This window comes from Pseudomonas sp. 5P_3.1_Bac2 (genome assembly GCF_025465995.1).
GTDB lineage: Bacteria > Pseudomonadota > Gammaproteobacteria > Pseudomonadales > Pseudomonadaceae > Aquipseudomonas.
In genome coordinates, this window is the sequence record NZ_JANLNY010000030.1 from 81216 (window position 1) to 102501 (window position 21286).

Below are 21286 nucleotides of genomic sequence, written 5' to 3' on the forward strand. Positions count from 1 at the left end.
TGGTGCATGGGGTGAGGCTGGCGCTGTGTTGGGTCTGGCGCATTCCCGGATTACGCCGCTTTGCGGCTAATCCAGGCTACGGGGTGGGCAGGCTACGGGTTTGGGGTGAGTTTTTGCACCGTTAAAGGCACTCTTGTGCATCTATTGATGCGCGGCTTATTGATCCAGCCAGTTCGCCGTAGGGAAGGCTGCGCTGAAACTGCTGGGCATGGCCGCGACCTTGCCCAGCTTGTAGTTGAAGAAGACAAAGCCGGATTTGGCCAGGGCGATCAGCGTGTCGTCGGCAGGGCGGGTGATGCGGAAGATGATGTCGCCGCCGTATTTGTTGAGGTCCATGATCCCCACTTCAAACAGCAACTTATCGCGGGCATGGGCTTCTGCGCGGTACACCGTGGCCAGATCGGTAACGATAGCGCCGATGCCGTTTTCGGTTACATCTTCAACGCCGTAATCGAACAGAAAGCGCGAGCGGGCTTCAGAAATCATCGAGATCATCGAGTCGTTGCCAAGGTGATTGGCGGCGTTGATGTCGGTTATCCGCACGGTGAGTCGGGTGCGGTAGTAAAACTGGTTTTCAGGGAGTTCTAGCGTTAACCGGGCCACGTTGGCATCCGTCCAATGAGTAAGAAAGAACCAATCTTACCTGATGCCTATGGCTGGCGCGGTACACCGGCATCCCTGCGCGCTGTACCGGCCTTCTTACGCTGCCGGGTGTTGCTGGCGCTGGTAGAGAAACTCCAGCACGGCGCTGCGATAGCCGTGGTACTGGCTGTCGTTGGCCAGGGCCAGGCGGTTGCGTGGACGCGCCAGCTCGACCTTGACGATATCGCCCATGGTGGCGGCTGGGTTGCGGCGACGATCACCGAAGCCGAGTCGTTGAGCGCCATAAAGCCAATGTTCAGCTGTGGTTTTTCTGGCACGCAGCCGTTGGCGGATAGCGGCATACGGGGTTTCCTCTGGCCACAACCAACTGCCGCACCCTTGGCGCCCACACTGGGGCAAGGGTCCGACAGCGTTGTCTGGAATAAGTCGTATAGGTCCCTGCGCAGGCAGCGACGAGGTTTAAACCGCATCCGCCGTTGGACGGGTTATGCCTTGGGCCAAGCAAGGCATATGCCAGTGCTTAGGCGATCAGCCCGCCCAGCAGCCACAGGCCCAGCAGCAGCCAGATGATGGCGCGGATAAAGGCGCGGCGCAGCACGGCGCGCACGCCGAAATACATAAACAGCAGGCCCAGCACCAGCACCGCGATGTTCAGAAACGATGGCGTCACCCCTAGAGCCTTGGACAGGCCGTCGATAAAGCTGCCAATCACGCCGCCCATAGCGCTGAACAGGCCGCCGAGGTTGTCGACGATAAAGCGTATTACGGTGCCGAACGCTTGCCCTAAAGACTGAAAAAATCCATCCACTGTCGTACTTCCCTTAAATCCGTGGTTGCTATGGCGTTAAATTGTTCGCCATTTGACACAATGGGCGGGTCGTTGTCGATTGCTGCCGTCGGCTTAGGAGCCAGCGTGAAGAAAGGATTGAATCACTTGTGACTGAGCCCGTAAGCCGTTTTGCGCCATGGCTGCGGGGTGTGGGCCGTTGGCTGCGTCGTCCGTGGCTGGCCTTGCCGCTGCTCAGTGTGCTGCTGCTAAGCCTGGCCGATCAGCTGTGGCCACTGCCGTTGCCCCAGGACGACGCGGCGCGGGTGGTGCTGGCTGAAGACGGCACCCCGCTGTGGCGCTTTGCCGATGCTGGCGGGGTGTGGCGTTATCCGGTGACCCCTGCGCAGGTGTCACCCTATTACCTGCAGGCGCTGCTGACCTACGAGGACCGCTGGTTTTATCAGCACCCCGGGGTTAACCCCCTGGCTCTGGGGCGGGCGGCCTGGCAGAACCTCAGCGGCGGGCGCGTGCTGTCCGGCGGCAGTACCTTGTCGATGCAGGTGGCGCGCCTGCTGGATCCGCACTCACGGAGTTACCCCGGCAAGTTCAAGCAGCTATGGCGCACCCTGCAACTGGAATGGCATTTATCCAAGGATGAAATCCTTAGCCTGTATCTGAATCGCGCGCCCTTTGGCGGCACTTTGCAGGGCGTGGCGGCGGCCAGTTGGGCCTATCTGGGCAAACCGCCGAGCCAACTGACCCATGCCGAAGCGGCGCTGTTGGCGGTGCTGCCGCAGGCGCCGAGCCGGCTGCGCCCGGATCGTCATCCGCAGCGCGCGCAAGCGGCGCGGGATAAGGTGCTGGCGCGTCTGGCTGAGTTCGAGGTGTGGCCGCGCAACGTGGTCGCCGATGCCCGCCAGGAGGCGGTGATCCTCGCCCCGCGTCAGGAGCCGCGCTTGGCGCCGCTGTTGGCCCGCCGGCTAAACCATAAAGGCAGTCCGGCGCTGATCCACACCACCGTCGATGCTGCCTTGCAACTGCGTCTGCAAGAGTTGCTGCTGGGCTGGCGCGCGCGTTTGCCGGAGCGCACTTCGGCGGCGATCTTGGTGGTGCAGCACGACAATATGGCGGTGCGCGCTTATGTCGGCTCGGTGGATATCAGCGACGCCAAGCGCTACGGCCATGTCGATATGATCAGCGCGGTGCGCTCGCCGGGCTCGACCCTCAAACCCTTTCTGTATGGCATGGCCTTGGATGAAGGGCTGATCCATTCCGAGTCGCTGCTGCAAGACGTACCCAGGCTGTACGGCGATTACCGCCCGGGCAACTTCGCCGCTGGGTTTAGCGGGCCGGTGGCGGCCAGTTCGGCGCTGGCCTTGTCGCTGAATCTGCCGGCGGTGCAATTGCTCGAAGCCTACGGACCGAAACGCTTTGCCGGTGAGCTGCGCGGCGCCGGGGTGCCGCTGCGCTTGCCGGTGTTGGCTGAGCCGAACCTGGCATTGATTTTAGGTGGCGCCGGCAGCCGCTTGGATGAGCTGGTCAGCGGCTACAGTGCCTTCGCCCGGGGCGGCAAGGTGGCGGGGCTGCGCTTGCAGCCGCAGGCGCCGTTGCTCGAACGACCTCTGCTGTCGCCCGGCGCTGCGTGGATTGTGCGGCGTATCTTGAGCGGTCAAGCGCGTCCCGAGCAGGACCCACAGGTGGCCTTGCAACAGCGCCAGCAACTGGCCTGGAAGACCGGCACCAGCTATGGCTTTCGCGATGCCTGGGCGATTGGCGTGGGCCCGCGTTATTTAGTCGGGGTGTGGATCGGCCGGCCCGACGGCACCCCGGTGCCGGGCCAGTTTGGTTTGGCTTCGGCAGCGCCTTTGCTGCTGCAAGTGCATGACCTGCTGAGTAACCGTGATCGCCAGCGTGGTCTGCCGCTGCCGGCTGATCCACAACCGGCCAATGTCGGCGTGGCGGCGATCTGTTGGCCATTAGGTCAGCCCATGGCCAGGAACGATCCGAATTGTCGCCAGCAACGTTTCGCCTGGACCCTCGACGGCACCACGCCGCCGACCTTGCTGGCCAAGGAGCAACCGCTGGGCCAAGGCCTGCTCGAACATTATTGGCTGAATACGGCGGGGCAGCGTGTCGACCCCAGCTGTGCCGGCGCCCAGGCTCGTGAACTGGCGCTGTGGCCTGCGGCGGTGGAACCGTGGTTGGCTAAACGCGAACGGCGCAGTGCGCGCCTGCCCAGCGTGGCCCCGGACTGCCCGCCACAGCAGCTCAGTGCCGTGGCGCCGCTCAGCATTGTCGGGGTGCGGGATGGCGATCACTTGCGCCGCGCTAATGCCAAGGGCGGGCCGTTGCTGCTGCGCCTGTCCAGCTTGGGTGGCAGTGGCCGGCTGTGGTGGTTCGTGAACGGCCAGCCGATTACCCCAGAGCCTGAGCAAGGCGCCTTCACCTGGGCTTTCGAGACCGCTGGCCGCTATCAAATTAGTTTGCTCGATGAGAGCGGCCAGACGGCCCAGGTGCACTTTAGCCTCAGCCAGTAAGGTCCATCCGCTGCGCTGCTGGAGGTTCAGGCAACTCCGCCACGTGCAGGCAGTTGCGGCCGGAATGTTTGGCCCGATAGAGGGCGTCGTCGACGCGCTTAAAGAACATCTCCGGGTTGTCGTCGGCGCTGGCGCTGTAACTGCCGACGCCGACGCTGGCCGTCAGCACGAGGTGCAAACCGCTGACAGCAAAATGCTCTTGCGCCAGTTTATGGCGGAACTGATCCGCCAGCAGGCGGGCCTGCTCTAACGTCGTGTTGGGCATCAGCACGGCAAACTCTTCGCCGCCCACGCGCAGCAAAATATCGCTGGCGCGGCGGAAGTACTGGCGCATGCGCTCGGCAAACGCGGTCAGGCAGGCATCACCACAGGCGTGGCCGTGGGCATCGTTGATCTGTTTGAAGAAGTCGATATCCACCAGCACCAGGGACAGCGGCTGTTGTTGCCGGTAAGCGTTGGACAGCAGCACCGGGAACAGGCTGTTGAACTGATAGCGGTTGCCCAGTTGGGTCAGGCTGTCGGTGCGGCTTAGACGGTCGAGCTTGTCCTGCTGGCTGAGCAGTTGCAGCTCCATATTGAGGTTGCGTTGATAGGCGCGGTGGCTGAACTTCAGCGCCAGTGACAGATAGGTCAGGTACAGCAGCAGGGAAATCAGCAGCGGATATTGCTCTCTCCAGTCAAACAACAGCACCAGCAGACCCGGAGTAAAAATCAGCAGCAGGGCGACATAGGCTTGCTGTTTGCGCATGGAAAAGTTGAAAACGATGGCGGTGCCGAAGGCGATGGTGCCCATCAAGGCGATGATCTCGGACTCACTGAACGACTCATGCCGCAAGGCCAGGGCATTGAGCAGCCCCCAACAGAGGGCGGTGGCGTGCATCAGGCACCAGTGGCGGACCAACCAGCGTTGCAGTTTGGCCTCGTTGTGGTCGCGCGGCACTGGATGATTAATCCGCAGATAGAGCAACAGCAGCAACACCAGCACCCCGATCAAGCCAGGCAGCAGTAAGGCCTGTGGATCACTGCTGAAGAACCAGGTCAGCGGCCAAGCGAGAAGAAAATAAACTCCGCCCAAGGCTGAGCGCGAATAGGTGTCCTGTGCCTCGCGCCATAAAACAAAAACGCCGGGCAAACTGGGGACGCGGGAGTTATGCATAACAAGGCAATCAATGGGCTATGTCGGCTGAGCATAACCCGTTCGCCAGGAAAAAGCTGTCAAAAAGCCACCATTGTTTGTCGCCCTCAATGCCTTTTTATAAGCGGCCAAATTCTTACTGTTCGCGGAATTTGACCGCTTGGTCAGGCTTAATGAAGGCCTTGGGCGGATGCCGCCGTGGCCTTATCGTGACGGGCGTATTGCTCGATCAGCACCTCACACTCCGGGCTGACTCCGTGCAATTGCACTTGGTTGCCTGCCTCGCGCAGTTTCTCCACCACCTTATCCAGCGCGGCGATGGCGGTGACGTCCCACAGCTTGGCGTGGTGCAGATCAATGCTGACGTGGCCGACGCGCTCTTGCAGATTGAAGGCGGCGACAAAACTGTCGGCCGAGCTAAAGAACACCTGGCCGCTCACCACATAGTGGCGGCGTTGCCCGTCGGCGCTGAGGTGGCTGTGCACACTCAGCTGCTGACCCATTTTGTTGGCGAAAAACACGGCCGCCAGGACCACGCCGACCAGCACACCCAAGGCCAGGTTATGGCTGTATACGGTCACCGCCACGGTGCTGAGCATCACCAGGTTAGTGGTCAGTGGCAGGTGTTTGAGGTCGCGCAGCGAGTGCCAGCGGAAGGTGCCGATCGACACCATGATCATCACCGCCACCAGCGCCGCCATGGGGATACGGCTGACCCAGTCGCTTAAGAACACCACCATCAGCAGCAACATACTGCCGGCCACCAGGGTCGACAGGCGGCCACGGCCACCGGATTTCACGTTGATCACCGACTGCCCGATCATGGCGCAGCCAGCCATGCCACCGAGCAAGCCAGAGGCGATGTTGGCCACGCCTTGGCCTTTGCATTCGCGGTTTTTATCGCTTTGGGTATCGGTCATGTCATCGATGATGGTGGCGGTCATCATCGACTCCAGCAAGCCCACCACGGCCAGAGCCGCAGCGTACGGGAAGATGATGCGCAGGGTCTCGAGGTTCAGCGGCACTTCGGGCAACAGGAAAATCGGCAGGCTGTCCGGCAGCGCGCCCATATCTCCGACGGTGCGGATATCCAGGCCGAAGTAAATCGCCACCGCGCTCATGCTGAGGATGCACACCAGCGGCGAGGGCAGCAGTCGGCCAATCTTAGGCACATAGGGGAACAGGTAAATGATCGCCAGGCCCGTGGCGGTCATCGCGTACACCTGCCAGCTGACGCCGATCAGCTCGGGTAGCTGGGCCATAAAAATCAGAATCGCCAAGGCATTCACAAAGCCGGTGACCACCGAGCGCGAGACAAAACGCATCAGGTTGCCCAGCTTGAGATAGCCCGCCGCGATTTGCAGCACGCCGGTCAGCAAGGTGGCGGCCAGCAGGTATTGCAGACCATGCTCCTTGACCAAGGTCACCATCACCAGCGCCATGGCCCCGGTGGCGGCACTGATCATGCCCGGCCGGCCACCGGCAAAGGCGATCACCACGGCCATGCAGAACGACGCGTACAAGCCAACCTTAGGATCGACCCCGGCAATGATGGAAAAGGCGATGGCTTCGGGGATCAGGGCGAGGGCGACGACTAGGCCGGCGAGGATGTCGCCGCGCAGGTTAAACAACCAGGTATTTTTTAACTGTTGCAGCATGCTGATTCCGCAATAAGGCTAGGTGAGCAGGGCGCTTTGCCGTTCCCGCGCGGGGCCGTGGCCTGAGGGCGTAACACGGACAGCGGTGAAAGCGGCGCGCACCTTAGCACAGCCCCGTCTGGGCGCCTAAGGGCGGCGGCTCAGCTGCGGCGGATGAGCCAGATGCCGCCGACGATCAGCAGCAAACCGGCAAACTTGCCCAACGTGATCGGCGCCTCGCGAAACCCTGCCCAGCCGAAGTGATCCAGGCTGATGGCCATGGCCAGTTGCCCGGCGATCACCAGGGCCACAAACAGCACCGCGCCAACCCGTGGCCCGGCAAAGGCGGCGGTGGCAATAAAGAACGCGCCCATTAGGCCGCCAATCCAGTGCCACCACGTCAGGCTTTTAAAGCTGGCCAAGCCCGGCATTTCTTTTTGGCTCAGGACCAACAACAGCAAGGCCGCAGTGCCGACGGCAAAAGAGATAAAGGCAGCGGCTAGGACGCTGGAGAGTTGTTTGGCCAATTGCCCGTTAATCCCTGACTGCAGGGGCAAAAACGCCCCGGCAAGAAAGGGCAGGGCCAGTAACCACCAGTTGCTGGGTAGCATGGGGGAGCTCCTTGAAGAGAAAGTGGGCTCACCGCTGGCGAGCTTAGCGGCGGCAGAATAGGCCGCCGCTAAGCATTAGGCGAGCCTTACCATGGCATTGCGTGACCTTGATAGTCGACAAAGGCGCGCTCGTTACGGCCCAAGTAGCTTTGGATAACCTGATACAGACCTTGGGCACTTTGCTCGACGCTGAGCATGGCGTTCTCCCCACCCATCGCGGTGCGTACCCAGCCTGGGTGCAGCGCCAGCAAGCTCCACGGCAGTTGTTCCAGCGAGCTGCTCCAGCTCAGCAGCAGGCTGTTCAGCGCGGATTTGCTGGCACCATACAGTGGAACTGGCGTGGCCAGGTTGAGCCCAAGGCTGGCCATCTGCGAGCTAATAAAGGCGATAGCCCCGCCATTTTCGACCTGTGGCGCCAGATGTTGGGCCAGGGCAATGGGCGCGATGGCGTTGGTGTAAAACAGCTGGCCCACATCGGCGCTGGTGGTTTGCTTGATGTCTTGGTGACTCGGGCCGTAAATGCCGGCGTTGAACAACGCCACGCGGAGGGTTTGCTGGCCGAGGGCTTGGCGGATGGTGGCGACGGCGTCGGGCTGATCCAGATCGCATTCGATCAACTGAATCTGCGCGCCATAACGCTGGCTTAGTTCGTCTAATGCAGCATTGCCGCTGCGCTTGCGCGTCACCCCGTGCACGGTCCAACCGGCTTGTGCAAACACCTCTGCCAAACCTAGGCCGATGCCGCGGGATACACCTGTGATCAATACATGAGCGGTTGTAGTCATTGCCTTTCACCTTCAATTTTTAAAGCCACCCAGCACCAGGCTACGGGTGATCGTTATGCGCAAATTAAATTGTCATTTGCCTGATTGCCCGGTGATTTGGCAGTGGCATTTGCTGATCGTTCAGCGCCGCGTTTAATTCCTGTTCAGGGCGCAGAGCGGTTTATGCAGTTGGATCAGCGCCACCCGCTCGCCCTGGGGGCTAAGGCGTTCACTCAGACTGTGCAGTTGATAGCCTAGCTTGCGATACAGCAGCAGGCCGGCGCTGTTGTGGTTAAAACAGGCCACTTGCAGGCTGCGGGCTTGATAATGCTGCTGGGCGAATTGCTCCATGTGCGCCATCAACTGACCAGCGGCCCCTTGCTCGCGGGCCCAGGGCGCGACTATCAAATTGCCCAGCTCGCAGTAATCGCCGTAGTGCCATTGGCGCAGGTTGGCAAAACCGGCTAAGCGGTTGTTGAGCAGCAGCACGCTGTTGTCGCGGCGCTCGGCCATGGTCGCGGCCAGTTGGCCGACGGTGAGTGGCCAATGCCCGGCGGGGTAGCAGAAGAACAACTCGTCGGGGTTTTGTACAAAACTCACCACCTCTTGCAGATCGCCGGCTTCAGCCGGGCGCACTGACCACTGCGGGGTTTGGCTCATCGTCACTCCTAAGTTGTCTACGAAAAGTCTCCGAGCGCAGGCGGGCCTAAGTCAGGCCAGATCGGGCGAAGTCGCAGAGCAAGCGGGCTTAGTTATTCAGTGCGGCGGGTATTGGCTTAACACTTCGCGCACGCTGCTGCGGATATTCGCTTCACGCTCACTCGGCGTGCTTTCAGGTGCACGCAGAATTTGCTCGCGGCTGCCGCGCCATACCAGTTTGCCGTCTTTGCCGTCGTACAAGTCAACCTGCAAGGTGCCCACTTGGTAGTCGAGGGTGCGTGTGTCTATATAACCCGGGCCCCAATAACCACCCCAAGGATAGCCCCAGCTCCCGCCGGTTTGACTGGTGATTTGCTCCTGGCGGTTATCCACAATCAGCCACACGCCAACACGCAGATCGCCTGCCCCGGCACTGGCTTGGCGCAGGCCGCGCTGCTCGAGTTGTTCGTTGACGGCACTGCGGATGCGCTGCTCGGTGAGGTCGCTTTGCAGGCGTGGATCATTGGGGCTGTATTGCACTGCCGGGCTCTGCCAGCTCCAGCTGCGATACGCGCCGAAGTCGCGCTGCTGGTCGTAGTCGCGGTTGAGCTGGGCGTTCTGGCAGGCACTGAGCAGTACCAGCAGGGGTAAGAGCAACAAAGCACGCATGGGCGTCTCCTGAGGGTAAGAATTAGTCATCGGGCGGATAATCGGCCAGCGCTTGCTGTAAGGCACTCTGCAGGGCCTGGCTGCGTTGTTGCTTAGTGGCGGCGACTTCGCTGCGACTGCTCCACAGCAATTGGCCGTCGTGACCATCGTAGAAGTCTAACTGCACGACCAGCACCTGTTCCGCGTAGCTGCGCACACCGCCCCAACGCGGGCCGCCCCAGCCAGAATAGCCATTGCCGTAATAGCCATGGCCCCAAGCGTAGGGACGGCTGTAGCCATAGCCTGAATAATCCTCGTAGACCTGGCGCAGGCGCTGCTCTTGGCTCAGCACCACACTGATTTGCAGATCACTGGCGGCATCGCTTTGTTGCGGACGCAGGCCGCGCTGATCGAGGGCATTGCTCAGGGCCAGCTGGATCTCTGCTGAGCTGGCCCAAGTGGTCGCACTGGGCAGGCGCTGCCAACGCCAGTTGCGATATTGGGCAAAGTCCCGCGCCGGCGCCGGGTAAGCGCTGCGATCAATATGCTCCGCCACGTGCGCCGGTGTTGGCGGTATGGGCGCGCCACTGGCCACATAGGGGTTAGGGCTTTGGCAGGCGCTGAGCAGCAGGGCCAGAGCGCCTAGCAGCGGCACATTCAGCAGGTGCATAGGCGTCTCCTTCAGGGCTGATTAACGGGGGCGACAGATCCAGTGTAGATAACGGCCTAAGCCGGCAAAACTGGGATGACGCCGATGGGCCAGCTCCATCTCGACCAGTTCCGCAAGGTCGGCCTTGGCTTGGAAGGCCTGCGGCATGTAATCGTGGAATACGCGCACGCCGCTGCGACTTTCGACCTGCCAATGGCGCTCAAGTTGCGCCGCCAATTGCCGTGGGTCCAGCGGCATTTGCGGGGTCAGGCTTTGTTTCTCGCCGGCGTAATGCTCGCTGCGCAGCTTACGGAAGTGGCCTTTGAGCAGGTTGCGGTAGATCAACGCATCCTTGTTATAGAAGGCCAGCGACAGCCAGCCAGCAGGTGCGCACAGCTGATGCAGGGCGGGCAGAATCTGCTGCGGCTCGGCCAGCCATTCCAGCACGGCGTGACACACCACTAAGTCATAGGGCTGCTTGAGCTGCGCGGGCAGGTCTTGCCACGGCGCTTGGATAAATTCGGCGCTAAGACCGGCTTCGGCAAAACGCTGGCGCGCGCCGTTAAGCATCGGTGCGGCCGGCTCGGCGAGAGTCACCTGATGTCCTTGCTCGGCCAGCCACAGGCTCATATGGCCCAGGCCCGCGCCAATGTCTAATACGCGCAGCGGCCGCTGTGGCAGCGCTTCGGTTAAATCGGCCTGGAGCACGGCGAGGCGGATGGCGCCCTTCGCGCCGCCGTAAATTTTTTCGGCGAAGCGGCTGGCCAGCTCATCAAAATGGCGATCAGTCATGGCTGAAGCGCCTTTCGCTGTCGGCCAGTTTGGCCCGTACCACGGTGTCCATATCCAGACCCAGCTCGCTGCACAAGAGCAGCAGATACAGCACGATATCGCCGACTTCTTGCCCGGCGTGGGCGAGTTTATCGGCGGGCAGTTGGCGCGATTGGTCTTCGCTCAGCCATTGGAAAATTTCCACCAGCTCGGCCATTTCCACACTGGCGGCCATGGCCAGGTTTTTCGGACTGTGGAATGGCTGCCAGTCGTTGCGATCACGGATGGCGTGCAGGCGCTGGGTTAGTTCGTTGATGTTCATGGGCACTCCAAGCAAGAGTGCATAGCTTCAGGCTTTGCCGCTCTGGCAGCAAGTTGCCAGCGGATTCGCTCGGCGAGACAGGGCTTATGCCCAGGGCCGAAACCTGAACACAGCGGCGCTCTTAACGTTGCGGATCAGCGTCATGGGCGCTCGCGGCTTTAGGCCAAAGGCGCAAAAAGCGCCGGTGGGCGCTTTTCTGCAGTGCTGCGTAGTGATTGCTCTAGCTGCTTAATCCAGCGGCTTCCACGTCCCGGTAAAGTGCACCTGATCGGCTTCACCGCGCAGACTGAACTGGCCGCAGGCGCCGCCCTCACTGGCCAGCAGATGCACTTGACTGGGCAAGTACACCGGGCGCTGGAAGCGTACGCCCACTTCATAGCCGGCCTTGGGCAAACGGTCGCCTAGTTCGGCCAAGGCACGGCCCTTGTTCCACAAACCGTGGGCAATGGCGTGGGGGAAGCCGAACAATTTGGCCGTGGCCGCCGACATATGAATCGGGTTGTAGTCGCTGGCGACCCGCGCATAGCGGCGGCCGATATCGGCCGGTGCCGGCCACTTCGCCACCAAGCTTTGCTGGCGCTTGGCCCCGCCACGGTTGGCCACGGCTTTGCCCTCTAAACGCATGGCGCGGCACAGGATCAGGCTGTCGCCTTCCCACAGCAGGCCCTGCTCGTCATACAGGCGCACAAGCAGACTGAAGGTCACGCCACGGCTGTGCGGTTGCAAATTTTGCACCTGCACGCTGATGGTCAGCGGGCCTTTGCTCGTCAGCGGACGCAGCACCCGAATATGGTTGGCCAAATGCACCAAACCCAGCAGCGGGAAGGGGAAGCGCTTGTCCGTGAGCAGCTGTAATTGCAGCGGAAAAGCCAAAATATGCGGATACGGCGCCGGTAATTGCTGATCGTCCTTAAAACCGCAAATCTGTCGATAGCGCGCGAGGTGCTCGGGGTCGACGTGGATCGGGCAGCGTACGCCCAGCTCTGGCAGGCTGTTACCGGTGACTTGGCGGCGTAACAGGGTCGGCAGAATAAAGCCTGGCAGAGCAGGTGGCGCCGATAAATCAAGCCATTCGATGGCCATGGAGCAACTCCTTAAAGCAAATTACGGCAGCGAAGCACATCAACTCATCCTACATGGCCAGCTTTGACTACAGGGATGGCGAGTTGGTCAATTACTTGGTCATATTTTCTTCCTGACCGACGCCATGCACACATAGGTTAAGCAGTAGAGCATTAATCGGCGAGCTGTGCGGCTTTGCTGTGACTTGAGTTCACTTAAGCGGTTGGGGCTGGGTACTGAATTCGCTGGCGAGAAAATCGATCAGGCTGCGAATCGACGGCAATAAACCCCGGCGCGAAGGAAACACCGCGGTGATCACGCCCTCCTGCGGCTGCCAGTGTTCGAGCAACCCTAGCAAACTGCCATCGGACAGTTCTTGTTCCACCGCTTTAAGCGGCAAGGCGGCGATCCCTACTCCTTGCAGAACGGCATTTTTCAACAGGCCCACATCGTCACTGACCAGCTTGGGATAATGACTGACTTGCGCACTTTGCCCCTGACAGCCCGTTAAGTGCCAGCTGTAATGACTCTGCGCCGTGCTCCAGGCCAGGCTGGGCAACGCGCTCAGGTCCGCCGGCAGTTCGAGCTTAGGCACCGTGTCGAGCAAACGCGGGCTGGCGACTAACACCTGGGGGCTTTTACTCAACACCTTCATCACCAACTCGCTGTCTTCTAAAGGTGGAAAGCACAGGTTGAGGGCCAGGTCGTAACCTTCGCTGATAATATCGACGCGGCGGTTATAGGTTTTCACATACAGCTCGATGGCCGGATTCAGGGCCATAAATTTCGCCAGCAGCGGCGCCGTCCAAAAGTGCAGCAGCGCCGTGGTGCAACACAGACGTATCACACCACGCGGTTCGGCACGGTTTTGCTCGATTAAATCTTCTGCCGACTCGGCCTCGGCCAGCATGGCCACACAGTGGCGGTAATAAGCTTGGCCAATTTCGCTGACTTGAAATTGCCGGGTTGAGCGCTGAATCAGGCGTACTCCCAGCCGGGTTTCCAACTGGTTGATGCGCCGGCTTAAGGTCGACTTAGGAATGCCCAAGGCGCGACTGGTCGGAGCGAAGCCGCCGTATTCGACCACTTTGGCGTACAAAGAGAGTTCATTGAGATCAATCACGGGACATCCATTGTTCCACTGTTGACGCATTAGCTGACGCCAAGTTTATGGCGAAGGTGTCGCTGTTATGGCTCATGCTGGCCAGTTCGTCCCCGCTCCTGTGCTAAATCCTTTGTCAGACAGGGGCTTGGGTGGCGCTAAGACTTTCGTGGCATGTGCCTCTAGCGCGCGTGGTGCAGCTAGGTTGGCATTCTAGCAGTTTTGGCTGTTCCATTAATGGGACACTGCAATTCATTCTCGCCACTAGTCTGTCGGACATTCGCTCTATAGGGTGTGGGCATCTTTTCATAGGAGGACCACTCATGAAAAAGATTTTAGGTCTCTACGGTAACCCTCATCAGCATTGGGTGGGTGACGGCTTCCCGGTGCGTTCGTTATTTACCTACGACAGCCTCGGTCAGCACATCAGCCCTTTCCTGCTGCTGGATTATGCCGGGCCGACGCAATTCGAGCCCACGGAAAAACGCCGTGGTGTGGGCGAGCATCCTCATCGTGGGTTTGAGACGGTCACCATCGTTTATGAAGGTGAAGTCGAACACCATGACTCCACGGGCGCCGGCGGCACGATCGGGCCGGGAGATGTGCAGTGGATGACGGCTGCCTCAGGCATTCTGCACGAGGAGTATCACTCCAGCGCATTCGCCCGTAAGGGCGGCAACTTTGAGATGGTGCAGCTGTGGGTCAACCTGCCGAGCAAGGACAAGATGGCGCCACCGCGCTATCAAAACATTCTCGATAGCGATATCCCCAACATCATCTTGGCCGATGAAGTCGGTCAGGTCCGGGTGATTGCCGGTGAGTACGCCGGTCAGCGCGGCCCGGCTCTGACTTTCAGCCCGCTGCAGGTGTGGGATATTCGCCTCAACGCGGGTAAAGAGCTGGAGCTGAACGTCACCGAGGGCCACAGCTGTGCGGTGGTGGTGCTCAATGGCACGGTGCAGGTGAATCAGGATCAGGTGCTGCGCGGCCCACAGTTAGCCTTGCTGGATACCGCCGGCACGCAACTGCTGCTGGAGGCTAATAGCGATGCCAAACTGCTGCTGCTCAGTGGTGAGCCCCTGAATGAACCTATCGTCGGTTATGGCCCGTTTGTGATGAACAGCCAGGAACAAATCGGCGAGGCCATCCGCGATTTCAACAGCGGTCGCTTTGGCCAGATTGGTTAAACCTTAACGCCGCGTTGCGGTCTGCATGCTTGGATTTCAAGTGTGCTGACCGACGCTGCGTACTTATTCAAATAGCGTGCGCACGACGCCTCGTCGCGCAGGCATGGAGGCCGTGATGAGTAACCGAGACCTTGAGTGTGAGTTATCCACTTCTGCGGATTGTCCCGTACAGGATGGCGTGCGCCAGATCCAACGGATCAGCCCGCGCGCTGCGATTATTGGCGGTGGCATTCCGGTCAACCGGTTGCTCCCCGGCCCCCAGCGGCAACTGATCGGCGCCTGGTGTTTTCTCGACCATGCCGGCCCTGCCGAATTACCTGAGGGCCAAGGGCTGAATGTCGGCCCCCACCCGCATATCGGTTTGCAGACCTTCACTTGGATGATTGAAGGCGAGGGCCTGCACCGCGACAGTCTGGGCAATGAGCAAGTGATTCGCCCCGGCCAGGTCAACCTGATGACGGCTGGCCGCGGCATTGTCCACACTGAAGAATCCCCCGATGGCGAGCGCCATATCCACGCCGCGCAGCTGTGGATTGCCTTGCCAGAGGCCGATAAAGACTGCCCGCCAGCCTTTGATCACTATCCGGATTTACCCCAGTGGCAGAACCAGGGCGTGCAATACACCTTGCTGGCCGGCAGCTTTGCCGGGCAGCGCGCGCCGAGCCGAATCTATTCGCCTTTGGTGGGCGTGGATCTGACCTGGCTGACAAATTCCAATCAGCAGCTAGGCTTACAACTGGAATTTGAGTACGGCGTGCTAGTGCTGGAAGGCAACGTTGAGGTTAACGGCGAGCAATTTGCAGCTAACGAGCTGGCCTATTTAGGGCGTGGTTTGTCGAGCCTGAGTTTGCAGGCCTCGGCCGGCACCCGTGTGCTGCTGCTCGGTGGCGAGCCGTATCACCAACAGATTCATCTGTGGTGGAACTTCGTGGCCCATAGCCGTGATGAGATTGCCGTTGCTTTAGATGATTGGAACCGTCACAACCTTGAACGTTTCCCCCGTGTGCCGGGTTATGCCGGGGAGCGCTTAACTGCGCCGCCCTTACCCTGGTTGACCGGCGCGGTCTCTGGCTGAGTTCAGCGCAGCGCCCGACTCAAGGATGAGAGGCTTAATGCAACCACTGCTCAACTACTTCAGGTTGGTGTTTAACCCCAACCTAGCGGTTCTGCTGTTTGCCCTGCGCACTATCGCCGCAGCGCTGCTGACCATGTACTTGTCGTTTATCTTCGATCTGGCTGAGCCTAAATGGGCGATGATGGCGGTGATCATCGTCAGCCAGCCATTGGCCGGCATGGCTTTGCAGCGCAGCTTTGCGCAGTTTATCGGGACCACTGTAGGGGCGATTGTCGCGGTCAATATCATGGCCCTGTTCCCCCAGGCGCCGTTGCCATTTTTGATCACCCTGGCGTTGTGGTTAGGCTTTTGCACTGCGGGCGGCACCCTGCTGCGTTACACCAACTCCCAGGCTTTTGTGCTCAGTGGCTACACCGCTGTGGTGGTGGCCATGCTAGCCGTGCCGCAGCAGGAAAACACCCTGATGCTGGCCATTACGCGCATCACCGAAACGCTGCTCGCGGTGTCCTGCGTGGCGCTGGTCAGCTTGCTTACCGCGCGTCCTGGCGCGGTCGCGCGGGGCTATTTTGCCAAGGTCGATCAGGTGCTCAAACTGATGGCCCTGCACGCGGCGCAAGTGATCCGCACTGAAGAAGGCGAGGCCGAGTTTCAGCAACGGCAGATGCAACTGCTCAATGAAATCAACGTGCTGGAAGGCTTGCGCCGCCACCTGTATTTCGATGCACCGCGCCTGCGTAAGGCCAACAGCATGGTGCAGTTATTACGCAATCAACTGGTGCTGCTGACCTCACGGCTGACCGTGCTGCGCCATCAGCGGGTGTTGATCACTGAGCGTTGGCTCGGCGACTTACCGGAAGCGGTGCAGAGCCTGCGCGCCGATGAAGTGGCCCTGCTCGAACAGTTGGCCAAACATGGCCGGGCGTTGCCGGAGGCCGAGCGCCAGGGCTTTCGCGACTTACGCCAGCGCTTTGAACAGCTGGCGGAAAAAGCCGAGAGCCTGGCCGACCCGATTCCTGATCATCTGCGCTCCCTGGCTTGGGCACTGCGTTGGGAGCAGGCGCGACTGCTGCAACAACTGGATGAGGTGTTGCAACTGAGCGACGCCATCCAGTCCGGCCGCGAAGCCAGCAGTGTCTACCCTGAGCTGCGCACCAACCCCTTGCATATGGACTACCGCCTGGCTGGGATGAACGCCGTGCGCGCTTTCGTCGCCTTGATGCTAGGGGGCTTGCTGTGGATTGAAACCGGGTGGGAAGGGGCCCGCGGCGGGCTGATTTTGATTGGCGTGCTGTGCTCGTTGATGGCGACCTTTCCGCGCCCGCTGATGGCCAGCCAAAACTATGTGCGTGGCTTTGGTTTAGCCCTGGTGGTGGCGGCGCTCTATCAGTTCTGGTTGCTGCCGGCGATGACCACCGTCGAGATGCTGGCGGTGGTGCTGGTGCCGTTTTTGTACGTGGTCGCCGTAGGTTTATCCACTCCACTGACCGCCGGGATCAGCATGGGCCTGGGCCTGTCCACGTTGTTGATGGTTGGGCCGCAGAACGTCGGCGCCTGGACCAACACCGCCATGCAGTGGTTTGAGTTTGCTGGCGCCTACAGCCTGGCCTCGTTGCTGGCGCTGATGGTGTACGCCCTGGTGTTTCCGTTTAACCCGCTGCGGCGCATGCAGCGTCTGTATCGCGAGAGTCGCCAGCAGGTGCACGAGTTGTTGCTGGCGCCGAGCGCGGATCAGTACCAGTTCGTTTTTGAAAGCCGTATGGCCGACCGCCTGACCATGATGCTCGGCCTGCTGCCCTCGATCAGTAATCCGCAAGGCCAGCGTCTGTACGACGTGAGCCTGGCCTGCATGTCGCTGGGCGTGTCGCTGAACTTGCTCAAGCAGCAGCGGGCGCAATTGGAGCCGGTCTTCGACAACCGACTGCAACAGTTGCTGGAGCAGATTGGCGCGATGCTCAGCGATCAGCGCCGTATCGACCACCTGCAACTGGCGCATGACTTGCGTGACTTGGGGGCGCAGTTGGATGAGCGCCACAGCGTGGCTCGGGCCAACAGTCACGAGCAGTTGTGGTCACTGTTTCGCATCAACGTGGCGCTGTTGATCGTTGCTTCATTTATTGAACGCTATAGCGAGTTTTTGCAGCCGTTGTCGTCAGGAGAAAGCCGCCTTGCCCATTGATTTTGAGATCGGCGGGGTCTACCTGCCCCCCATCGCCCAGGCCCTGTTGTTGGCCTTGCCGATTTTTGTGTTGCTCGACTGGCTCGTTCGCCGCGTCGGCCTGCTGCAGTTTGTGTGGCATGAGGCGCTGTTTGAGGGAGCGTTGTATGTCTGTGTCTGTGCCACTTTGGTGCTGCTGATGGGGGCTGTATGAAGGCAAAACAATTACTCGCGCAAGGCGTGACGGTGGTTGTGGTCTTGCTCGCGCTGTTGCTCGGTTGGTACGCCTGGGAGTACTACACCCGTGCCCCCTGGACCCGCGATGCGCGGGTGCGCGCCGACGTGGTGACCTTATCGGCGGATGTCGCCGGGCGCATCGTCAGGCTGCCGCTGCACGACAACCAGCTTGTGAAGAAGGGTCAACTGCTCCTGCAAATCGACCCTGAGCCCTATGAGTTGGCGGTGGAACGTGCCCAACGCAGCGTCGAAGTCGCCCAGGCCACCTTAGGCCAAGCCCAGGCGACCATCACCGCCAGCCAGGCGCAACTGAGCCAGCGCCAGAGCGAGGAACGCCGGCGTAAGGTGCTGGCCGCCGCCACCTCGATTTCCCGCGAAGAGTGGGAGCGGGCGCAGACTGATGTGCGCGTGGCGCAGTCCGATTTATTGCGTAATCAGGCTGATCTGGGCCTGGCCGAAGCCAACGTGAAGCAGGCCATCGCCGTGCTCCATCAGGCCGAACTGGACCTGCGGCGCACCCAAGTGATCGCGCCGGTGACGGGGTATGTGACCAACCTGCTGACCCGTGAGGGCGACTACGCCAATGTCGGCAACGGCCTGTTGGCGCTAGTCGATAGCGACTCGTTTTATGTCAGCGGTTACTTCGAGGAAACCAAGCTGCCGCGCATTCTTGAAGGGCATCCGGTGCGGGTGCAATTGATGAGTGGGGAGACGTTTAACGGCACGGTGCAGAGCATTGCCTACGCTATCACTGACCGCGAGAACGCCACTGGTAGCCGCCTGCTGGCCGACATCAATCCCAGCTACACCTGGGTCAAGTTGGCCCAGCGGGTGCCAGTGCGCATCGCCATTGATCCCGAGTATTTAAAGCTACAACGCCTGCGTGCAGGCACCACGGCAACCGTCACGGTACTGCCAGAACTGGCCGCTACTGCTGTAGGCCCAGAAGAGTAATACAAGGAAACCAGCTTAATGCGTCGATACGGTAAAGCGCTTATGCGCGGTAACTCCCTTCTCGGTTTGAGTCTGTTGGTGCCCTGCGCCTTAGCAGATAACTCCCTGGGGCAACGGGATAACCTCAGCAGCGATATTAACGACCGGCAAAAGGCCGAGATGAAGATTCCCGCAGGCTTTACCGAAGGGGCCACGTTTAACGGTTTACTGCGTAACTACTATTTTGGTCGGGATAACCACAACACGCCGCAGGGCCGTGATCAGCGCGAGTGGGTGCAGGGTATCTATCTGTCGCTGCGCTCCGGTTATACCGATACGCCGATTGGCATGGGGGTGGATGTCCATGGCTTTTACGGCCTGCGCCTGGATGGCGGCGGTGGCAGCGGCGGGGCCGGTTTGCTGCCCCTGGATAGCCAGGGCAAACCGCAAGATGAGTTTTCCGCGGCGGGCGCTGCGCTGAAATTCCGTGCGTTCGACAGCCTGCTGATGGCCGGTGATCAACTGGTGGAAAACCCCATTGCGGCCGGTGGCGTCAGCCGCGTGTTTCCGCAAACCCTGCGCGGCGTGACCCTGCGTAACTACTCGATCACTAACCTGACCCTCGACGCCGGCTGGATCGACAGCAACCGCCTGCGTAACCAAAGCGGCCACAGCCATTTGTTTACCAGCTATGGCGCCAGTAACCGGGCCGGCGTGCGCGCCGACCAAGAGAGCCCGCATATCACTTGGCTCGGCGCTGTGTACAGCGCGCCGCAGTCCTATAGCCTGACGGTGTACAGCGGTGAGTTAGAAGACATTTGGCGACAAGACTACGTCGGCCTGAGCTGGCCGCTGAAAATCAGTCAGAACTGGAACATGACGCCGTTTGTCCACTACTACCGCACCCGTGATCAGGGCGCCAGCCAACTGGGCCAGATCGACAACCAGACCTATAGCGGTGGCCTGCTGTTTGCCGGTCACGGCCATAGCCTGTCGTTTGGGGTGCAGAAGGTCGATGGCGACACGCCGTTTGACTATATCGCCCAGGACGACCGCTCGTTTTTGTACCTGAGCAACTCCCAGCAGTACGCTGACTTCAATGCCCCCACGGAGCTGTCGTGGAAGGTGCAATACGCCGCCAGCCTGGCCTTTATCAATGCGCCTAACTTGCAGTTCAGCACCTCTTATAGCCGCGGCGAGGCCGACCTGACCAAGGCCAACCCTAACAGTGCCGGTTATGGCTATATCTACAACGCCGATGGCAAGCACGCCAAGCATTGGGAGCGTGACATCGCCCTGCGCTACGCCGTGGCCGAGGGCCAGGCCAAGGGCCTTAACCTCACTCTGCGCTGGGCCAGCCACCGCTCAGGCGACGGCTACACCGCCCCCGGCAATACTCGCGGCAATGCCAGTGCCGATGAGTACCGGGTAATTGTTGACTACCCTTTCGCCATTTTCTAAGGCAGTGCATGGAGCGCGTATGACCTTCTCAACCCGCAGCCTGGGAGTCCTCGCCTTGGCTGGTGTTTGCCAGAGCAGCTTGGCCGATAGCGTGGCGCTGCCGCCGCTGGCGCTGGGCAACAGCAGTTTTATGGACGGTGTGGTGATGCCCGGCGTACTCACCGAACTGCCCATCCAATACTCGCGCAGCAACTCTGCTTACGATGCCCACGGCCATTCCGTGCCGGGGCGTCAGGCGGTGCGCAGCCTGACCATGCTGCCGCACATTGCCTATATCAGTGAGCACAAACTGTTTGGCGCCAATGTCGGTGCCGAGGTGCTGTTGCCGCTGGTGCATCTGGACGTGGATGTGGATAACGGCCCGAGTGGCACCCGCAGCCGTCAGGGGGATTTGATCTTCAACCCGTTGCTGCTGCAATGGGCGCCGGTGCAGTTGTTTGGTCGGCCTTACTGGCAGAGGGCGGTACTGGGCTTCTCGGTGCCCACCGGCTCCTATTCGTCATCGGCGCAGATCAACACCGGGGCCAACGTCTGGGTGGTCAATCCGCATTACGCCTTTACCTGGCAGTTCAGCGAGCGTTGGGAGGTCAGCGGCCGCCTGCACTACGCCTGGACCAGCCGTAACAACGACCCGGCCGATGCCCTCGAAGCCCATGAAGTGCAGCCGGGTCAGGCCTTCCATAGCAACTTCGCGGTGTCCTATGCGCTGGATGACAACTGGCGAGTCGGTGTGGCCGGTTATCACCTTAAGCAAATCAGTGACGACCGGGTCGACGGGCACCGGCAGAAGGACTCCCGCGAGCGCGTCACCGGCCTGGGGCCTGGGGTGATGTATCAGAAGGGCGCGCAGATGTTCTACGCCAACTTCTACGTGGAAAGCCAGGCGCAAAACCGCAACGAGGGCAGCCAGCTGACCCTGCGCTATTTGCATCCGTTCTAGTTCGCCCAGCCTTAGTTGTTCTGTGCAACCGGGCCGGCGGGATTTACCC

At 60.6% G+C, this 21286-nt stretch carries 22 protein-coding genes and 1 pseudogene; 8 read left to right on the forward strand and 15 right to left on the reverse strand.

Going from position 1 to position 21286, the window contains the following annotated elements; genetic code table 11:
• Positions 1-156: 156 nt before the first annotated feature.
• The 4 genes and pseudogenes from NTD81_RS19780 to NTD81_RS19795 all read right to left on the reverse strand — a co-directional run bounded on the left by NTD81_RS19780 (position 157) and on the right by NTD81_RS19795 (position 1411).
• On the reverse strand, positions 157-603 hold the full coding sequence (locus NTD81_RS19780) for a thioesterase family protein (RefSeq protein ID WP_262184452.1): 447 nt from the start codon (positions 601-603) through the stop codon (positions 157-159).
• Positions 604-699: 96 nt separating this feature from the next.
• Positions 700-834, reverse strand: a complete 135-nt coding sequence (locus NTD81_RS19785; RefSeq protein WP_262184788.1) for a hypothetical protein — start codon at positions 832-834, stop codon at positions 700-702.
• Between the two features lie 8 nt (positions 835-842).
• Positions 843-944: pseudogene (locus NTD81_RS21525) on the reverse strand (hypothetical protein); the annotation flags it as partial.
• A 179-nt stretch (positions 945-1123) separates the two neighbouring features.
• Complete coding sequence (locus tag NTD81_RS19795) at positions 1124-1411, reverse strand: hypothetical protein (protein WP_262184453.1); 288 nt, start codon at positions 1409-1411, stop codon at positions 1124-1126.
• Between the two features lie 128 nt (positions 1412-1539).
• Between NTD81_RS19795 and pbpC the strand changes: the two genes are divergently transcribed.
• Positions 1540-3909 carry a peptidoglycan glycosyltransferase PbpC gene (pbpC, locus tag NTD81_RS19800; protein WP_410017188.1) on the forward strand — a complete coding sequence of 790 codons (2370 nt, stop codon included), beginning with the start codon at positions 1540-1542 and terminating at the stop codon, positions 3907-3909.
• Here the strand turns inward: pbpC and NTD81_RS19805 are convergent.
• The 11 genes from NTD81_RS19805 to NTD81_RS19855 form a co-directional block, all read right to left on the reverse strand.
• On the reverse strand, positions 3899-5065 hold the full coding sequence (locus tag NTD81_RS19805) for a GGDEF domain-containing protein (RefSeq protein WP_262184454.1): 1167 nt from the start codon (positions 5063-5065) through the stop codon (positions 3899-3901). The genes pbpC and NTD81_RS19805 overlap by 11 nt on opposite strands.
• Positions 5066-5214: 149 nt before the next feature.
• Complete coding sequence (locus tag NTD81_RS19810) at positions 5215-6702, reverse strand: SulP family inorganic anion transporter (RefSeq protein ID WP_262184455.1); 1488 nt, start codon at positions 6700-6702, stop codon at positions 5215-5217.
• A 140-nt stretch (positions 6703-6842) separates the two neighbouring features.
• Complete coding sequence (locus tag NTD81_RS19815) at positions 6843-7292, reverse strand: DMT family transporter (protein WP_262184456.1); 450 nt, start codon at positions 7290-7292, stop codon at positions 6843-6845.
• A gap of 86 nt (positions 7293-7378) precedes the next feature.
• Entirely contained in the window at positions 7379-8077 is a 699-nt protein-coding gene (locus NTD81_RS19820; RefSeq protein ID WP_262184457.1) for an SDR family oxidoreductase, read from the reverse strand.
• Between the two features lie 132 nt (positions 8078-8209).
• Complete coding sequence (locus NTD81_RS19825) at positions 8210-8716, reverse strand: GNAT family N-acetyltransferase (RefSeq protein ID WP_262184458.1); 507 nt, start codon at positions 8714-8716, stop codon at positions 8210-8212.
• Positions 8717-8812: 96 nt separating this feature from the next.
• On the reverse strand, positions 8813-9364 hold the full coding sequence (locus NTD81_RS19830; RefSeq protein WP_262184459.1) for a DUF4136 domain-containing protein: 552 nt from the start codon (positions 9362-9364) through the stop codon (positions 8813-8815).
• Between the two features lie 22 nt (positions 9365-9386).
• On the reverse strand, positions 9387-10013 hold the full coding sequence (locus tag NTD81_RS19835; RefSeq protein ID WP_262184460.1) for a DUF4136 domain-containing protein: 627 nt from the start codon (positions 10011-10013) through the stop codon (positions 9387-9389).
• A gap of 21 nt (positions 10014-10034) precedes the next feature.
• A complete protein-coding gene (locus tag NTD81_RS19840; protein ID WP_262184461.1) occupies positions 10035-10784 on the reverse strand; it encodes a methyltransferase domain-containing protein in 750 nt (249 codons plus the stop codon).
• Positions 10777-11085 (reverse strand): MazG-like family protein, encoded by a 309-nt coding sequence (locus NTD81_RS19845; RefSeq protein ID WP_262184462.1) that lies wholly within the window; start codon positions 11083-11085, stop codon positions 10777-10779. The genes NTD81_RS19840 and NTD81_RS19845 overlap by 8 nt, the downstream gene beginning before the upstream one ends.
• Before the next feature lie 228 nt (positions 11086-11313).
• On the reverse strand, positions 11314-12168 hold the full coding sequence (locus NTD81_RS19850; protein ID WP_262184463.1) for a MaoC family dehydratase: 855 nt from the start codon (positions 12166-12168) through the stop codon (positions 11314-11316).
• Positions 12169-12358: 190 nt separating this feature from the next.
• Entirely contained in the window at positions 12359-13300 is a 942-nt protein-coding gene (locus NTD81_RS19855) for a LysR substrate-binding domain-containing protein (RefSeq protein WP_410017189.1), read from the reverse strand.
• A gap of 272 nt (positions 13301-13572) precedes the next feature.
• Between NTD81_RS19855 and NTD81_RS19860 the strand changes: the two genes are divergently transcribed.
• From NTD81_RS19860 to NTD81_RS19890, 7 genes are all read left to right on the forward strand, one after another.
• The gene (locus NTD81_RS19860; RefSeq protein WP_262184465.1) at positions 13573-14436 is read left to right on the forward strand and encodes a pirin family protein; all 864 of its coding nucleotides are present in this window, start codon (positions 13573-13575) and stop codon (positions 14434-14436) included.
• 115 nt (positions 14437-14551) lie between these two features.
• Entirely contained in the window at positions 14552-15511 is a 960-nt protein-coding gene (locus tag NTD81_RS19865) for a pirin family protein (protein ID WP_262184466.1), read from the forward strand.
• Positions 15512-15548: 37 nt separating this feature from the next.
• A complete protein-coding gene (locus NTD81_RS19870; RefSeq protein WP_262184467.1) occupies positions 15549-17687 on the forward strand; it encodes an FUSC family protein in 2139 nt (712 codons plus the stop codon).
• The gene (locus NTD81_RS19875; protein WP_262184468.1) at positions 17677-17880 is read left to right on the forward strand and encodes a DUF1656 domain-containing protein; all 204 of its coding nucleotides are present in this window, start codon (positions 17677-17679) and stop codon (positions 17878-17880) included. The genes NTD81_RS19870 and NTD81_RS19875 overlap by 11 nt, the downstream gene beginning before the upstream one ends.
• Positions 17877-18857: an HlyD family secretion protein gene (locus tag NTD81_RS19880; protein ID WP_262184469.1), complete on the forward strand. Its 981-nt coding sequence runs from the start codon at positions 17877-17879 to the stop codon at positions 18855-18857. Before NTD81_RS19875 ends, NTD81_RS19880 begins: the two co-directional genes overlap by 4 nt.
• An 18-nt stretch (positions 18858-18875) precedes the next feature.
• On the forward strand, positions 18876-20297 hold the full coding sequence (locus NTD81_RS19885) for an OprD family porin (RefSeq protein ID WP_262184470.1): 1422 nt from the start codon (positions 18876-18878) through the stop codon (positions 20295-20297).
• 19 nt (positions 20298-20316) lie between these two features.
• Positions 20317-21237, forward strand: coding sequence for a transporter (locus tag NTD81_RS19890; RefSeq protein WP_262184471.1), 921 nt, complete (start codon positions 20317-20319; stop codon positions 21235-21237).
• The last annotated feature ends 49 nt before the right edge of the window (positions 21238-21286 follow it).

Coding starts and splice junctions, on each gene's coding strand:
- NTD81_RS19785 (WP_262184788.1), bottom strand. CDS start 834: ATGGGCGATATCGTCAAGGTCGAGCTGGCGCGTCCACGCAACCGCCTG.
- NTD81_RS19805 (WP_262184454.1), bottom strand. CDS start 5,065: ATGCATAACTCCCGCGTCCCCAGTTTGCCCGGCGTTTTTGTTTTATGG.
- NTD81_RS19810 (WP_262184455.1), bottom strand. CDS start 6,702: ATGCTGCAACAGTTAAAAAATACCTGGTTGTTTAACCTGCGCGGCGAC.
- NTD81_RS19815 (WP_262184456.1), bottom strand. CDS start 7,292: ATGCTACCCAGCAACTGGTGGTTACTGGCCCTGCCCTTTCTTGCCGGG.
- NTD81_RS19820 (WP_262184457.1), bottom strand. CDS start 8,077: ATGACTACAACCGCTCATGTATTGATCACAGGTGTATCCCGCGGCATC.
- NTD81_RS19825 (WP_262184458.1), bottom strand. CDS start 8,716: ATGAGCCAAACCCCGCAGTGGTCAGTGCGCCCGGCTGAAGCCGGCGAT.
- NTD81_RS19830 (WP_262184459.1), bottom strand. CDS start 9,364: ATGCGTGCTTTGTTGCTCTTACCCCTGCTGGTACTGCTCAGTGCCTGC.
- NTD81_RS19835 (WP_262184460.1), bottom strand. CDS start 10,013: ATGCACCTGCTGAATGTGCCGCTGCTAGGCGCTCTGGCCCTGCTGCTC.
- NTD81_RS19840 (WP_262184461.1), bottom strand. CDS start 10,784: ATGACTGATCGCCATTTTGATGAGCTGGCCAGCCGCTTCGCCGAAAAA.
- NTD81_RS19845 (WP_262184462.1), bottom strand. CDS start 11,085: ATGAACATCAACGAACTAACCCAGCGCCTGCACGCCATCCGTGATCGC.
- NTD81_RS19850 (WP_262184463.1), bottom strand. CDS start 12,168: ATGGCCATCGAATGGCTTGATTTATCGGCGCCACCTGCTCTGCCAGGC.
- NTD81_RS19855 (WP_410017189.1), bottom strand. CDS start 13,300: ATGCGTCAACAGTGGAACAATGGATGTCCCGTGATTGATCTCAATGAA.
- NTD81_RS19860 (WP_262184465.1), top strand. CDS start 13,573: ATGAAAAAGATTTTAGGTCTCTACGGTAACCCTCATCAGCATTGGGTG.
- NTD81_RS19865 (WP_262184466.1), top strand. CDS start 14,552: ATGAGTAACCGAGACCTTGAGTGTGAGTTATCCACTTCTGCGGATTGT.
- NTD81_RS19870 (WP_262184467.1), top strand. CDS start 15,549: ATGCAACCACTGCTCAACTACTTCAGGTTGGTGTTTAACCCCAACCTA.
- NTD81_RS19880 (WP_262184469.1), top strand. CDS start 17,877: ATGAAGGCAAAACAATTACTCGCGCAAGGCGTGACGGTGGTTGTGGTC.
- NTD81_RS19885 (WP_262184470.1), top strand. CDS start 18,876: ATGCGTCGATACGGTAAAGCGCTTATGCGCGGTAACTCCCTTCTCGGT.
- NTD81_RS19890 (WP_262184471.1), top strand. CDS start 20,317: ATGACCTTCTCAACCCGCAGCCTGGGAGTCCTCGCCTTGGCTGGTGTT.